A 14495-nucleotide genomic window follows, 5' to 3' on the forward strand; every position below is an offset into this window, starting at 1 on the left:
AATATATACTAAAAATTCATCATTTCAGCCAAACAAAACAGCGGAATTTTAACACACATTAAATTCACCTTAAATTTCAGTTTTACCCGTCAAATGCCTTCAGCAAGGGCTGCCAATTTGTTTTAAACCCTTTCCCTCTCCCGAACTAAAGTTTTTCGTAAATTTGCGGTTTCAAAAATTCTGTATACGTGACATTTATTTCAGAGCTGGAGCAAAGACGCACCTTTGCGATTATTGCCCACCCCGACGCCGGAAAAACCACACTTACCGAAAAGCTTCTGCTTTTCGGAGGAGCCATTCAGTCTGCCGGAGCCGTCAAATCGAACAAGATAAAAAAGACCGCTACATCTGACTTCATGGAAATTGAAAAGCAGAGAGGGATTTCCGTAGCCACCTCGGTCATGACCTTTGAATACGGAGGTCGTAAGATCAATATCCTCGATACACCCGGTCACAAAGACTTTGCCGAAGATACCTACCGGACCCTAACGGCCGTAGACAGCGTTATCCTGGTCATCGACTGTGTTAAAGGGGTGGAAGAGCAGACAGAAAAGCTGATGGAAGTATGCCGCATGCGGGATACGCCGGTGATTGTTTTCGTGAACAAAATGGACCGGGAAGGAAAAGACCCGTTTGACCTCCTCGACGAGCTCGAGCAAAAGCTGGGCATTAAGGTACGGCCTATCACCTGGCCGGTCAACGGCGGTAGCAGCCTGAAGGGGGTATACCACCTGCTGGATCAGCAGATGAATTATTTCAAAGTGAACAAAACCCGGCTTGAAGATGACGTAAAGGCAATTGCCCTTGACTCTCCCGAGCTGGAACAGAGTGTGGGTACCCAAGATGCCGGGCAGCTGAGAGAAGATGTGGAGATGATTGACACCGTTTACGATGCTTTCAACACCCGTGACTACCTCGACGCGAAAGTGGCTCCTGTATTTTTCGGAAGCGCCGTCAACAGCTTTGGTATCAAAGAGCTCCTGGATACGTTCTGTAAGATCAGCCCGGCCCCTATAGCCCGGATGACCAACGTACGGCAGGTAGAACCTTCCGAGAAGAAATTTACCGGCTTTGTATTTAAAATTCACGCCAATATCGACCCGCGCCACCGCGACAGGATCGCCTTCCTGAGAATTTGCTCGGGTACCTTTGAGCGGGGAAAATTCTATAAGCACGTCAGGCTGGGAAAAGAGCTCCGTTTCTCCAACCCCTATATGTTCATGGCTGACGCCAAAGAAGTGGTGGAAGAAGGCTACCCCGGTGACGTAGTAGGGCTTTACGACACCGGTAATTTCAAAATCGGGGATACCCTGACCGAAGGGGAGCAGCTTTACTTTACCGGCATTCCGAGCTTCTCGCCTGAGCTCTTCCGCGAGGTGGTCAATACCGATCCGATGAAAGCCAAGCAGCTCGACAAAGGAATCACCCAGCTGGCGGAAGAAGGAGTGGCCCAGCTCTTTACGCTTCAGCCGGGTAACCGCAAAGTGATCGGTACCGTAGGCGAACTCCAGTTTGAAGTGATCCAGTACCGTTTACTCAATGAATACGGTGCCTCCTGCCGCTTTGAGGCCCGCCCTTACAGCAAGGCCTGCTGGATCACCGCTGAAGACCCTGCCAAGCTGGCCGAGTTCATGCGCCTGAAATCCAATTATATTGCTTACGACAAAGACGAAAACCCTGTTTTCCTGGCAGAAACCGACTGGATTCTGCGGATGAACAAAGAGAATAATCCGGACATCGAATTTCATACCACCTCGGAGTTCAAGCTTCAGGGGGTATAAAGGCAGAGCCGCTAAACCTTATGAACCTTTTAAAATACGGAATGCTGTTTTTCGTCCTGTCAGTGACGGCTTCAGCGCAGAAAACCATTGCCTTCGGGCTTTCGGGTACCTATAATTTTCCCGTGAAAACCCTCGGGGCCGGGATCCGGGCAAATATTCCTGTCACGGATCGCCTGTCTGTTGTACCCCGGCTCAAATACGCCCCGAAATTCAATCAGATCGAGGAAGTGGAAGCCGGTGCCAATGCCCAGTTTGATCTTTGGGATGCTACCCGGCGGGGCGGCAGCTCCGGGCCGGTGCTGTATGTGAGTACCGGCGTACTCTATAACCGCTGGCTGAACTATTACCCGAGCAGCAATACCAAAGCCCGTCAAAATAACATACTTCCCGAGGCGGGCCTGGGAATTCTTTCCGGTGGGAACAGGCTAAAAGGATTTGCAGAAGCCCATTGGAATATTTTGTGGAATGAATCCTACGCAGAAGCCGGCCTCCTGTTCTATCCTTTTAATAAACGCTCAAAAAAATTACTGACATGTCCCTAACCAGAACACTTCTCCTGTTAAGTATCATAAGCCTCACCTCCTGCTCCAAAGAACGCCTGTTTCAAATGGAGAATTCTGCCTTTGCCGTAAAAATACCGGAAAGCCTTCAGAAGGTGCCCCAGGTGGTTACACTGAATTCCAAAAATGACCTGCCGTTCATTACCGCCGCAGGAAATTCGATAGACTTTTCTATTGACGGCTTTTACCGCACCAAAAACTTTAGCACGGTAGACTTTCCTGTGCGGCTGGAAATCACCGAGCTGCTCTCTGTCAAGGACATCATTCTTCACCAGAAGCCGACCGTTTCAGACGGGAAGCTTCTCACCACCGACGGCCAGATCAAAGTTCAGGCTTTTAAGGATCGCGATGAGCTGCAGGTGTTCCAGGGAGCGCTGCAGATCAACATGAACGGAATATTCCCCGGCCAGGGCGATCCCGATATGCTGCTCTTCCTGGGGAAAGAAACCGAAGGCCGTTTCAACTGGCAGGTAGATTCTTCCACCTGTTTTGTGGAGAAAGGACGCTTCTATTGCCAGAATATCTCTGCAACCGGCGCCTCCGGTTGGGATTATGTGCTGTTCCCCTACCAACTGGGCTGGATAAACATTGACAAATTTGCCGACTACGGCCCCACCACCTCCCTGAGCTTTGTATCGGATGTGGATCTGAAATACGTTTGCAAATTCCTCTATTTTCCGGATATCAAATCGATTATGCAGGTTTATAAAGAAAAAGCAGAGGACATTCCGGTAGGCGTAAAGGCTTTTGTTATTGCTTTTGCATTTTCAGACGATGAAACTCCGTACCTGCATTTTGAGGAAATCACGGTCCGGGAAAACCAGACCATAAATCTTCGCCTCACTCCTACTACCCTGGAAGCATTGGAAAAAAAACTGGAAAGCTTATAGCGTATACAGGCACTATGCTCTTTATTTGTATAAATTTGAACAAATGAAAAAGTTTTTTATTCTTCTCCTTTTATTTGTTGCACCGGTTCTCTATGCGCAAAAAGTAGACACCCTGTCGGTTTACAGCCCCTCCATGAAAAAAGAGATCAGGAATGTCATCATACTTCCCAAAGAGTATACGGCCGGCAAAGCCTACCCTGTGCTCTATCTTCTTCACGGTTATAACGGAAATTACGCCAGCTGGATCAAAATTAAGCCTGAGCTGCCCGAAATAGCTTCCCTGGCCGGTATGATCATTGTGTGTCCTGACGGACAGAACAGCTGGTACTGGGACAGCCCCAAAGAGCCTTCTGTACGCTTTGAAACCTATGTAAGCACGGAGCTGGTCAGCTATATAGACCAAAATTACAGCACCCGGCGCGAGCCGGCCGGTCGCGCCATCACCGGCCTGAGCATGGGCGGGCACGGCGGCCTGTGGCTCGGCATCCGCCACCAGGAGGTCTTCGGCGCCTGCGGCTCCATGAGCGGCGGCGTGGATATCCGGCCCTTCCCGGAAAACTGGGAAATGAAAAAACAGCTGGGTGATTATGCCCTCAACAAATCAAACTGGGAAGACTTTACCGTCATTAACCAGCTGCACCGGGTACACTCCGGCAAGCTGCAGATCATCATTGATTGTGGCACAGGAGACTTCTTCTACTCTGTGAATAAAGCCCTGCACGAAAAGCTGCTGTACATGAATATTGCTCATGACTACATTGAGCGGCCCGGAATTCATAACGGTGCTTACTGGAAAAACGCAGTCGACTACCAGGTCCTGTATTTTGCCAATTTCTTCAGGGCTGAAAAGCCCTGAACAGGGCTCTGCTATTCATTCCCGATAACTACGGTCCACTCCCGCACCTCCCACCCGGTGATAAGCCCGTTTTTCACATAGGGGTCGTTCCGGGCAAACTCCCGGGCAATCTCAGGACTTTCTCCCCGGAATACCAGCAAGGCACCGTCAACGGGATCGGCCAGTGCACCGGCCAGCACCAGGCTGCCTTTTTTCTGAAAAGTCCGGGCATATTGCAGATGCTCTTCCCGGTAAGAAATCCGTTTTTCCACGTAGTCTTCTACGGTTTTATAAAACAGGATGTAGTACATAAGCTGTTTTTTTTTATTCCACCCGGATGCTGTAGGCCTGAATGAGTGGCGGATTTTCAGGAGATAACGTAAAATGAACCTTCAGATTGGCTTTTTCTCCTTCCAGGATAAACGAACCGCGCAGAGCGTTCTCCGCCACTATCTCATGCACTTTCCTGATGGGGCCGGCTTTCGCAAAGGCAGCTTCAGCTTCCTCCTTCAACAAATCGGTAAAATAATCACTGAAAAAGTTCTCGGCAAAGATGCCTGAGGCTTCTGCCTTCTCCCAGGAGGGCAGAAGGGCTGCCAGCTCTTTGCTGCGCTGCTTCAGTATCGGCGAAGCAGGGAACGCCCTGGGCTTCAGACCTGCTGCGGCTACGATATACGGTAAAATTTCGTTATTCAGCAGGGCCGCGCTTCCGTATGTACCGTTCGTAAGGGTAACAATACCCAGGCCGTATTGCGGCAGTATTTTCCAGTCGGATCCGTATCCCGGTAAGCCGCCCGAATGGCCCACCATGCTGATATCATCGCAGTTCCGGTCAAGCCGAAGCCCGTAGCCGTAATGAGAAACATTCACACAGGCCTCTCCCTTGCCGGTAAATCCGCGGCGGTTCAGGCTGTTAAAATTCCAGGGATAATGCATTTCTTTCAGCGAGCTTTTCTTCAGCACCGGCGATCCCGGGGTATCCGTGTCGTAGGCCTGCTGATGAAAGGCCATGTACCGGCAGAAATCTTCTGTTGAAGTAAGAATGCCGCCCATAACGCCATAGGCGCCGTTGCCCTCAATGGGTTGCTCTATGAATTTGCCCCGCAGCCAGCGGTACCCTTTCACCAGTTGCTTCTCGGGCACCAATGTATAATCCCAATACGTATCTTTCATACCCAGCGGTTTCCAGACATGCTCTGCAATATAGGCCTGGTAGGGCTGTCCGCTGACCTTCGTAATAATATAGCCCAGCATGGCAAATGCCATGTTGCTGTATTCATACTGCACGCCCGGCTCGGTAGAAAATGAAATCCCCTGCCGGAACATGGCCAGCATTTTCCCGGTAGAAATACCCAGCTGGCGGTCACCCCAGGGATTATCTTCCGGGAAACCCGCCGAATGGGTGAGCAGGTGGCGGATGGTAATTTCGGGTGAATCAGGGGCATATTTTTGTCCCTTCAGCTCGGGAATATACTTGATTATCTCATCGTCCAGCCTTAATTTTCCGGCGTCCCGCAGCTGCAATACCGCCACTGCGGCAAAGCTCTTGGACATAGAGGCAATCCGGTAAACCGAACGGCGGTCAGGCTTCTGTTGGGTGGCCTGGTTGATCAAGCCTTCATAGCTCTCATGGATGATCCTGCCATCCAGCACCAGCGCATACGAAACGCTCGATAAATGATTCTTTGCTCCGAACTCCCGGAAACGCTTGTCCAGCTCAGGCGCTATTTTCCGGATTCTTTCTTCATCTGTCTGGGCAAACGTGCTGGCTATACCGATAAAAAGCCAGAAGAAAAGGTTGAGATATTTCATAGATCAGGGATAAAACACCGGAAGATACGGATCTAAAATGTAAAAATCAAAAAAACACCGCCCCACTGAGCACCCGGCTTGGATTCCAGGGGCTAACCGCTTACCTTTAAATCAAATATACTGCTGCCTATGTTCTATTTATCCCGTATCCTGATCCTTTTTTGCTCACTGCTCCTGGTCTCCGCCACAAAAGAGCCGCGAACCAACATTATTGTTATCTATTTTGACGACATGGGCAACGGCGATATCGCCCGTAACGGGGCCGTAGGGTATGATACTCCTAACTTTGACCAGATGGCCCGCGATGGCATGTATTTCTCCCAGTTTTATTCCCCGCAGGCCGTGTGCACCGCATCACGGGCCGGGCTGCTTACCGGCTGCTATCCTAACCGCGTAGGCTTCAGCGGTGCTATTGATCACACCTCGCGTATGGGTCTTAACCCGGCCGAAGAAACCATTGCCGAGCTGCTGAAACAACAAAGCTATGTGACCGCAGCTTACGGCAAATGGCACCTGGGTCACCAGGCCGAATTCTTACCCACACGTCACGGGTTCGATGAGTTTTTCGGTATCCCCTACTCAAACGACATGTGGCCCAATCACCCGGTAACCAAAAATTATTACCCGGAGCTGCCCCTCATCGAAAATGAAAAAGTGATCGGGCTCAATCCCGACCAAAGCCGGTTTACCACTGAATTTACCAACCGGGCGGTGAGCTTCATCCGGAAGAATAAAAACAAGCCGTTTTTTGTATACCTGGCTCATCCCATGCCTCATGTGCCGCTGGCTGTTTCTGATAAATTCAGGGGAAAATCAAAACTCGGACTTTACGGCGATGTCATCATGGAGCTGGACTGGTCAGTAGGCGAGATACGCCGGGCGCTGAAAGAAACCGGCCTTGAAGACAACACGCTCCTTATCGTGACTTCCGATAACGGCCCCTGGCTGAATTACGGAAACCACGCCGGGAGTACCGGCGGCCTGCGGGGCGGCAAAGGCAATACCTGGGAGGGCGGGCAACGGGTACCGTGCCTGATGGTCTGGAAAAACAAAATTCCGGCAGGCCGGGTTAGCCCGAATCTTGCCTCTGCCATTGATATCCTGCCTACCATAGTAGAGGTTACGGGGGCAAAATACCCCAAAAGTAAAATCGACGGCGTCAGCCTGATTCCCCTCCTGAAAGGTGATTTTTCACAGGAACCCCGAAAGAACTTTGTTTACTACTACCGCAAAAATAACCTGGAGGCCATTCGTAACGATCGCTGGAAGCTGGTCTTTGAGCACGAAGGGCGCCAATACGAGGGTTTTACACCGGGCGATGAAGGCAAACCCGGAAAAGTGAATGAGCACTTCGTATTTCCGGGCGGGCTCTACGATCTGCGCCGCGATCCCGGTGAGCGCTACGATGTCTCAGCGGCTTACCCGGAAATCAAAAAAGAGCTGGAAGCACAGGCAGACCTCATCCGGCAGGACCTGGGTGATGATCTTCAGAAGATAGAAGGAAAGAACCGGCGGCCGGCAGGAAAATTACCCTGATACAGCCCCCCCCCCCCCGCCAGGTAAAAAAAACCATAAAAAAAGCGAGTCCATATGACTCGCTTTCCTGGGGAGGCTAATGGGGTTCGAACCCACGACCTTCGGAACCACAATCCGACGCTCTAACCGGCTGAGCTATAACCTCCGTTTTGGGACTGCAAAAATACTAAAATTTTCTTCCTCAACAATCAATCAGCAACTTTTTTTCGCAATAATTTATATGTCTGTCTTCCCTGAAACCGGCATCAGAACCGCAGCGAACCTGCAATCTGCTGAAAGAAATAGGGCAAAGCTCCCGGGTAAGTCCATACAATAAATACCACTCCCCAAAGCGCTCCCCAGAGGTGGGCAAGGTGATTGACCCGATCGGCCTGCCGCCTGTCCATATACACCGAATACGCCACATAGATAATGGCAAAAATCCAGGCCGGGATCTGTACCGGGATCGGGAAGATCATCAGCTTGGACAAAGGCACTAAAATAATAAAGGCAAACACCACGGCCGATACTCCGCCCGATGCTCCGAGCGAATTGTACCCCGGGTTATTCCGGTGCCTTACCTGGTCCGGGATATTGGCCACCAGGATTCCCAGGATGTAGAGACCCATAAAATACAGGCCGCCCTGCTGCCCGAAAGACGCCGCAAAAACACTTTCCATGTTCGATCCGAACATATACAGCACATACATATTCAGCAGCAGGTGAAGGTAATCGGCATGGATAAAACCCGAGGTCAGCAGCCGGTAGTACTCTTTCCGCCGGTTTACGGTATACGGGTTATCTATAAGCCGATGAAGAAAGCTGTAATTATTGAATCCGTAGATGCTCATAATTACGGTAATAAGAATGATGACGGTAGTTAAATTCATTTGTTACGGGTTCTGATCTGGTGAATAATAGCCTGTAAATGCTCTTTCTGAGCGGGCCGCGAAACTTCCAGGGCGGCCAGGCCCCTTTCTGCCTTTTCAAAGTATTCTTCGGCAAGGGCCGTGGCCTCTGAGCGTATGCCGAGGGTATCGTAAATGCCTCTTATTCCTTCTACTTTTGCCCCGGTGTCTGTCACCGGCAACCAGCCGGAGAGCTCTTTCTCCAGCGGGGTTCCTGCCGATTTTTCCACTGCCCGCAGCAACAGCCAGGTTTTTTTATTTTCAATGATATCACCGCCCACCTGCTTGCCGAACACATCCGGGTCAGCGTATACGTCAAGGATGTCATCGGTCTGCTGGAATCCCAGGCCGAGGTTCTCCCCGATAGCGTATAATTCCCGGCAGGTAGCTTCACCGGCTCCGGCGGCAATTCCGCCCAGCTCCATGGCAAAGCCTACCAGCACCGAAGTTTTCAGACGGATCATCTCCAGGTAGTCTTCTTTGGTTACGGCGGTCCTTTCTGCAAAAAGCATGTCCAGCTGCTGGCCTTCACACACCTCTGCCGCAATCCGGTTAAAGCGCTTCAGCGCTGTTTTCAGGTATTCCGGCTCCATATTGCTCAGAAGCCCGTAAGCAGCTACCAGCATTACATCGCCCGATAAAATGGCCCGGTTGACATCCCATTTACTGTGCACGGTGGGTTTTCCACGGCGCAAAGGTGCCTGATCCATGATATCGTCATGCATCAGCGTGAAATTATGAAAAACTTCTACCGACATGGCCGCTGAAAGCGCATTTTGCCAGTTTTCAGTAAATAAATTAGCGGTGATCAGTGTCAGCAAAGGGCGGATGCGCTTTCCTCCCAGCGACATAATATAACGAATGGGCTCATACAATTCTTCCGGTGATTCGCCGTAAACATAGCTCCCGAAAGCATTTTCCAGCGCATGGCTGAACTTCTCTAAAGACATTAAACCTTTTTTTATGTAAAAATAATCTATTTCTGTGATGTACGGGTTATGATCCGGTATAACGGATAGCTGATCACCACAAACACCAGGGCAAAAGCAGAGCTTCTGACATCCTGCAGAATAGCCCCGGTCAGGAACAGGGCCGAACAGACCACCAGGAAATAAGGCACAAAAGGATAACCGGGTACCTTAAAAGGCCGGGAGAGTCCGGGCTCTGTCCGGCGAAGCCGGATAAGCGATAGGAAACCGGAGATATAGCTGATCACAAAAAAGAAAACCGCTATATCCGAAAGGATTTCGCATACTTCTTTCCCGGTGAGAATAAGCAAAACAGAAAGAAATACGGTAAACATCATCGCCAGTGAGGGCGTACCCGAAGCGCTTACCCGTTGGGCAAAGCGGGGAAAAAGCCCGTCGCGGCTCATGGAAAAAATGACACGGGGAGAGAACATCACCTGGGCGTTCATCAGGCCCAGGATGGAGATCATCAGGAAAAAGGTCACCACCCGGGCCGAGCTGTCGCCAAAAATATAACGGATGGCATCAGAGGCCGCCAGCTTGGAGCCGGCCAGGATGTCTACCGGGATCACATACAGGATAGCCGCGTTAACCAGGAGATAAATCACGATGATGAGCAGGATACCGTAAATCATAGATTTGGGCAGGCTTTTCACAGGGTCTACATTTTCTTCCGAAAAGTAAGAAGCGGTATGCCAGCCGTCAAATGTATAAAAGATAGCCTGCAGCGCGGTGATCACGCCAAGAAACAACGCCGGGCGTTCTACCTTCTCTGCGGTCACGGCCAGCGCTTCATAGTTTACATCTCCGCCAAAGAGAAAGCACACCAGCACAAAGGTCAGCAAACCCAGGGCTTTGAGAAAAGACATGATCTCCTGTGATTTACCGGCTGACCGGGTACCCGTCAGGTGAAACAGCACCAGCACAGCCAGCAGGCCTATAGAAAGCAGGCGGATGTAAGGCTCCAGCCCGGGAGCCAGCAGCACCATATATTCACTTACGGTATACGCCCCGAAGGCCAGCGCCGAAACCGTACCCAGCCAGTTGGAAATACCCGTAAAAAAACCAAAGAATTTACCGAAGGCCCGGCGGGCATATACGTACCATGAGCCGGCCTCAGGCATGGAGACACCCAGCTCAATTGCACACAATACGCCCAGGAATGCATAGATGCTGACGGCCACCCATACCAGCATGATGATGACAGGGTCACCGATAACGGCCGCTATAGGGCCGGGCTTGCGCAATATCCCGGTACCAATTGTACCCCCTACCGTTACCGCAATCCCGAAGCCTATTCCCAGTAGCTTCAGTAGCTGGTTCTTGCCGTTTTCCATCTAAAGAAGCCCGTGTTAACTCTTCCGCAGCGCCACAAGGTCGCCGAGAATCTTCTCTCCTTCCAGGAGGTAGACATCGTTTTCCTTGTCTTCTTCCTTAATTGATTTATTCAGTTTTTTAATAGACTTCCTGTTTTTGTCGGCCTCTTCCATTTCTTTCTTCCTGACCTCGTAATTCAGTGAAAATTCTTTCACATCACGGTTCTTCCGGTAGTCTTCTATATCGGCTACCAGCTCTTTGAGGTCCTCATCCGTAGCCAGTCTTTTCTGGTATTTTTCATTCAGCTTCTGCACCACTTCCGGGTTGATAAGTCCCAGCTTCTGGTAAGAAGTAGGGCGTACCTGGTCATAGGGAAGCGCCCGGCTATAGGCTTTTTCTCCCATTTCATCGGCATCAAAAGGAGACGGCAGCGTGATATCGGGCGCCACACCTTTGATCTGGGTGCTGTTACCGGTGATCCGGTAGAATTTTTCTGACGTAAATTTCAGCTGACCGTAGCCGCTCATGGCTGAACTTCCGTTCCCCAGGCCGGCCACTGAATTCCCGTTCCCTACACCGGCCACCGCAGTGGGTCTCCGGCCGTTCAGGCGGGCAAAATAGCTGTCAAGGTTGACCAGCTGCTGTACCGTACCTTTACCGAACGAGTTTTCGCCCACGATCAGGCCACGCTGGTAATCCTGGATAGCCCCGGCAAAAATCTCTGAGGCAGAGGCACTGAAACGGTTCTGCAAAATCACCAATGGCCCGTCAAATGAAATGGATTTGTCTTCGTCTGATTCCACACTTCCCTGCCCTATCGAGCTTTTGCGCTGCACCACCGGGCCCGATTTAATAAACAGGCCGGTCAGGTCTATGGCTTCTATCAGCGAGCCTCCCCCGTTATTGCGGAGGTCTACCAGCACGCCGTCTACTTTCTGGCGGTTGAAATCTTCCAGTATCTTTTTCACATCGGCCGTGGTACTCTGGAACTCGCCCCCGCGATTGGCATATTCAAAGTCGCGGTAGAACATGGGAATGTCAATAATACCCAGCTTGTAGTTCCGGTTACCGTGCTTCATATCTACCACGCTTCCCTTTGCTACAGCCTCTTCAAGATTGATCTTGTCTCTTACCAGGCGAACGGTACGGGGCGTTGACCCCATTGGCGCAGAAGAAGCCAGCAGCTTTAAACGCACCACAGAACCTTTCTTGCCCCGGATCAGCTTAATGGCATCGTCAGTAAGCCACCCGATGATATCCTGGAATTCGCCGTCATCGCCCTGCGCTACGGCCACAATGTAATCGTCCACATTTCCCTCCCCGCTTTTAAAGAGAGGCCCGCCCGGCACAATGCTCTTGATCACCACGTAGTCTCCTTCGTTCAGCAGCGATGCCCCGATGCCCTCAATAGATTGCGACATCGAAATATTGAACTGGTCGGCCGCCGCCGGGATCATATAGGAAGTATGCGGATCGAGGTATTCGGTGAACGAATTCATGAAGAAATGAAATACATTCTCCGATTTATAGGCAGAAGTACGTTTCTCCATTACGCTGTAGCGGTTTTTCAGGGTTGCCACCACGGCTGAGTCGGTTTTGCCGCTCAGCTTCAGGCTCAGCGCCTGGTTGATCAGTATCTTATCCCATTCCTTATCCAGCTCGGCATCTGATCCGGCCCACGGCGCTTTCTCCCTGTCGGCCTCGATCACCAGGTTGGTGTTGTAGTCGATGGGCTTATCCAGGAACTGCTCAATGTATTCTGCACGGGCCTTGTATTTGGTACGGTATTTATTGAATACGGCAAACGCCGCCTCCAGATTACCGTTTTTCATGGCCTCATCCAGGGTAAACCGGTACTTCTCAAAGCTATCAATCTCAGGTTTGGTAAAATAGAGCTTTCCGCCGTCAATGTTGTTGAGGTAATTGTCCCACACATGCGAAGACAGCGAGTCGTCCAGGTCAAACTTATTGAAATGGTAATCGCTCAGAAACTGGGTTACCCGGGTTTGAATTTCGTATTGCACCGAGTCGGGTGCCAAAGCCTCATAGCCGTAGTGCGGAGCCTGTGCCCGGCTAAGGGAGCTAACCAGGCCCAGTATAATTATAAGAATTCCAGCTCTTTTCATGCGTATAAAATTTAGCCTTCCACCTTCAGGTTTTCAGCATTGATCATTTTTCACTCTTTAACGATATTCAGCAGCTCTATTTCAAAAACGAGTGTCTGGTTAGGTCCAATCACCGGCGGTGCCTGAAGCCCGTAGGCCAGGTCTTCCGGGATAAACACCTTCCACTTGGAACCAACGGGCATCAGCTGCAGCACTTCGGTCCAGCCTTTGATGACCTGGGTCAGCCCGAATACCACGGGTTCTCCCCGCTTAACAGAGCTGTCAAATTCGTTCCCGTCCAGTGTTTCCCCTGAATAATGTACCTTCACCTGGTCGTCAAGCGTAGGCCTGGCACCGGTACCCTCTTTAATAACCTGGTATTGAAGACCCGAAGGAAGGGTAACCACCCCGGCAACTTCTTTGTTCTTATTTAGGAACGCCTGGCCCTTATCTTTATTTTCTTTGGCCGAGCGCATGCTCTCATTCATGAAGTAATTCCGGATGAAATCATTGCATTGCTCCGGGTTCATGGCCGGCTTATCGGCCAGGGTCGCCTGTATGGCCCGGGCAAATACCTCTGCGTTGATCGCCAGGTTCTGTTTTTTAAAGGTAGTGGCCACATCCACGCCGATGGCATAGCTGAGGGAATCGTTGGTTGTTTTAAGCTCCTGGCCCTGAACGTTCAGGCTGCCGGCCAGCAGCAGGGGAGCAATAAGCAATTGGGGTGTCAGTTTCATTAAAATCAATAAATCAATTAAAAGTATAACAGGTAAACGACTGATAACGTTAAATTTCGTTTTTTATTAACATCAAAATTAACAAAAACATTGATATCCGCCGATATAATATTTGATTTACCCGAAGAATAAAAGCCCTAATTATTTTTTTAATTAAGAGCCGCCATTTTCCTTTGTATAAATATTTACATCTTGTTTATGTCTTTTTTAAAGGTATTTAAGAAACCATTGCGGGTATTTGAGAAGCCCCACCATTCTTCCACACTCAGTGTCAGGGGTTTCCTGCATTCGCTCCTGGTAACCCTGGTGGTGACCTCGCTGGCTTTCCTGCTCCGGCCTTTCGGCCTGAAGCACCTGGAAGCAGCCGAGCTGAACAACGTGGTCTTCACCTCGGGCGGCATCACCTTTATCATGATGATCCTGGCCCAGTTTCTCTTCCCGCTCCTGATCAAAGATTTCTATAACGAAGAAAAATGGACCACCGGCAAGCAGCTGACCCAGCTGCTGATCATGTCGGCGCTGATCTGCCTGGCCACCGTTTATTACCTGCATTCCAAATCGCTGGCCGCCTTCCCGCTGGATGCCTTCATCCTGTTCGGCTTAAGCATTATTCCCCTGGGAATACTGGCCGTAATTCAGCAGAATATGCTGCACAATAAGTTTGAGCGGCTGGCTATTGAAAAGAACGAGGAGCTGAAACGCAAGGGCGTGGTGAATTCCGAAAACCCGTTAAATGTACTGGCGTTCAGGGGCAACGGAGAAAAGCTGAACCTGATCCCGAATCAGCTGATCTATATCCGCCTGGGCGATATTTCCGAATTTTATTACCAGAATATGCTGGGTGTTGAGAAAAGCAGCATGAACATTCCGCGCCAGGCCATCCTGGATGAGCTGAAGGGGCATCCCCAGTTCGAGGTTTTCCGCGGTGATATCATTGTTAACGTAAATGCCATCCGCCAGGTAAGCGGCTCGGCCCGCGGGTACGACATCGAAATTGCCCGGATCAATGAGCTCGTAAAGGTGTCGCATAAGGATAAGAAGAAGATTGAGAAACTGTGAGAAACTCT

At 50.5% G+C, this 14495-nt stretch carries 13 protein-coding genes and 1 tRNA gene; 6 read left to right on the forward strand and 8 right to left on the reverse strand.

Annotated elements, in window-relative coordinates:
• The first annotated feature begins 188 nt into the window (after window positions 1–188).
• From AB2U10_RS03420 to AB2U10_RS03435, 4 genes are read left to right on the forward strand one after another with little or no spacing between them, the layout of a single operon-like run.
• Window positions 189–1781 (forward strand): peptide chain release factor 3, encoded by a 1593-nt coding sequence (locus AB2U10_RS03420; RefSeq protein ID WP_367914192.1) that lies wholly within the window; start codon window positions 189–191, stop codon window positions 1779–1781.
• A gap of 20 nt (window positions 1782–1801) precedes the next feature.
• On the forward strand, window positions 1802–2323 hold the full coding sequence (locus AB2U10_RS03425) for a hypothetical protein (RefSeq protein WP_367914193.1): 522 nt from the start codon (window positions 1802–1804) through the stop codon (window positions 2321–2323).
• The gene (locus AB2U10_RS03430) at window positions 2314–3231 is read left to right on the forward strand and encodes a hypothetical protein (protein ID WP_367914194.1); all 918 of its coding nucleotides are present in this window, start codon (window positions 2314–2316) and stop codon (window positions 3229–3231) included. The genes AB2U10_RS03425 and AB2U10_RS03430 overlap by 10 nt, the downstream gene beginning before the upstream one ends.
• A 43-nt stretch (window positions 3232–3274) precedes the next feature.
• Window positions 3275–4087, forward strand: coding sequence for an alpha/beta hydrolase (locus tag AB2U10_RS03435; RefSeq protein ID WP_367914195.1), 813 nt, complete (start codon window positions 3275–3277; stop codon window positions 4085–4087).
• Between the two features lie 11 nt (window positions 4088–4098).
• Here AB2U10_RS03435 and AB2U10_RS03440 read toward each other — a convergent pair whose 3' ends face one another.
• Both AB2U10_RS03440 and AB2U10_RS03445 read right to left on the reverse strand, forming a co-directional pair.
• On the reverse strand, window positions 4099–4377 hold the full coding sequence (locus AB2U10_RS03440) for a YciI-like protein (RefSeq protein ID WP_367914196.1): 279 nt from the start codon (window positions 4375–4377) through the stop codon (window positions 4099–4101).
• Between the two features lie 13 nt (window positions 4378–4390).
• Window positions 4391–5878, reverse strand: a complete 1488-nt coding sequence (locus AB2U10_RS03445; RefSeq protein ID WP_367914197.1) for a serine hydrolase domain-containing protein — start codon at window positions 5876–5878, stop codon at window positions 4391–4393.
• 129 nt (window positions 5879–6007) lie between these two features.
• Between AB2U10_RS03445 and AB2U10_RS03450 the strand changes: the two genes are divergently transcribed.
• Window positions 6008–7414, forward strand: coding sequence for a sulfatase family protein (locus AB2U10_RS03450; RefSeq protein ID WP_367914198.1), 1407 nt, complete (start codon window positions 6008–6010; stop codon window positions 7412–7414).
• 68 nt (window positions 7415–7482) lie between these two features.
• Here the strand turns inward: AB2U10_RS03450 and AB2U10_RS03455 are convergent.
• From AB2U10_RS03455 to bamJ, 6 genes are all read right to left on the reverse strand, one after another.
• Window positions 7483–7559: transfer RNA gene (locus AB2U10_RS03455), tRNA-His, on the reverse strand.
• A gap of 100 nt (window positions 7560–7659) precedes the next feature.
• A complete protein-coding gene (locus AB2U10_RS03460; RefSeq protein WP_367914199.1) occupies window positions 7660–8283 on the reverse strand; it encodes a rhomboid family intramembrane serine protease in 624 nt (207 codons plus the stop codon).
• A complete protein-coding gene (locus tag AB2U10_RS03465; protein ID WP_367914200.1) occupies window positions 8280–9251 on the reverse strand; it encodes a polyprenyl synthetase family protein in 972 nt (323 codons plus the stop codon). The genes AB2U10_RS03460 and AB2U10_RS03465 overlap by 4 nt, the downstream gene beginning before the upstream one ends.
• Window positions 9252–9277: 26 nt before the next feature.
• Window positions 9278–10606, reverse strand: a complete 1329-nt coding sequence (locus AB2U10_RS03470) for an APC family permease (RefSeq protein ID WP_367914201.1) — start codon at window positions 10604–10606, stop codon at window positions 9278–9280.
• A 15-nt stretch (window positions 10607–10621) separates the two neighbouring features.
• On the reverse strand, window positions 10622–12712 hold the full coding sequence (locus tag AB2U10_RS03475; RefSeq protein WP_367914202.1) for a carboxy terminal-processing peptidase: 2091 nt from the start codon (window positions 12710–12712) through the stop codon (window positions 10622–10624).
• A 50-nt stretch (window positions 12713–12762) separates the two neighbouring features.
• On the reverse strand, window positions 12763–13428 hold the full coding sequence (gene bamJ / locus AB2U10_RS03480) for a BamJ family beta-barrel-assembly machinery protein (protein WP_367914203.1): 666 nt from the start codon (window positions 13426–13428) through the stop codon (window positions 12763–12765).
• 198 nt (window positions 13429–13626) lie between these two features.
• Here bamJ and AB2U10_RS03485 point away from each other — a divergent pair, with 198 nt between their 5' ends.
• Complete coding sequence (locus tag AB2U10_RS03485; protein ID WP_367914204.1) at window positions 13627–14487, forward strand: hypothetical protein; 861 nt, start codon at window positions 13627–13629, stop codon at window positions 14485–14487.
• Window positions 14488–14495: the final 8 nt, after the last annotated feature.

This window comes from Leadbetterella sp. DM7 (genome assembly GCF_040829825.2).
Classification (GTDB): domain Bacteria; phylum Bacteroidota; class Bacteroidia; order Cytophagales; family Spirosomataceae; genus Leadbetterella.

Bases quoted from the DNA above. Each gene is read 5' to 3' on its own strand.
- AB2U10_RS03445 (WP_367914197.1), bottom strand. From the start codon at position 5,878: ATGAAATATCTCAACCTTTTCTTCTGGCTTTTTATCGGTATAGCCAGC.
- AB2U10_RS03450 (WP_367914198.1), top strand. From the start codon at position 6,008: ATGTTCTATTTATCCCGTATCCTGATCCTTTTTTGCTCACTGCTCCTG.
- AB2U10_RS03440 (WP_367914196.1), bottom strand. From the start codon at position 4,377: ATGTACTACATCCTGTTTTATAAAACCGTAGAAGACTACGTGGAAAAA.
- bamJ (WP_367914203.1), bottom strand. From the start codon at position 13,428: ATGAAACTGACACCCCAATTGCTTATTGCTCCCCTGCTGCTGGCCGGC.
- AB2U10_RS03460 (WP_367914199.1), bottom strand. From the start codon at position 8,283: ATGAATTTAACTACCGTCATCATTCTTATTACCGTAATTATGAGCATC.
- AB2U10_RS03475 (WP_367914202.1), bottom strand. From the start codon at position 12,712: ATGAAAAGAGCTGGAATTCTTATAATTATACTGGGCCTGGTTAGCTCC.
- AB2U10_RS03465 (WP_367914200.1), bottom strand. From the start codon at position 9,251: ATGTCTTTAGAGAAGTTCAGCCATGCGCTGGAAAATGCTTTCGGGAGC.
- AB2U10_RS03485 (WP_367914204.1), top strand. From the start codon at position 13,627: ATGTCTTTTTTAAAGGTATTTAAGAAACCATTGCGGGTATTTGAGAAG.
- AB2U10_RS03430 (WP_367914194.1), top strand. From the start codon at position 2,314: ATGTCCCTAACCAGAACACTTCTCCTGTTAAGTATCATAAGCCTCACC.
- AB2U10_RS03435 (WP_367914195.1), top strand. From the start codon at position 3,275: ATGAAAAAGTTTTTTATTCTTCTCCTTTTATTTGTTGCACCGGTTCTC.
- AB2U10_RS03470 (WP_367914201.1), bottom strand. From the start codon at position 10,606: ATGGAAAACGGCAAGAACCAGCTACTGAAGCTACTGGGAATAGGCTTC.
- AB2U10_RS03425 (WP_367914193.1), top strand. From the start codon at position 1,802: ATGAACCTTTTAAAATACGGAATGCTGTTTTTCGTCCTGTCAGTGACG.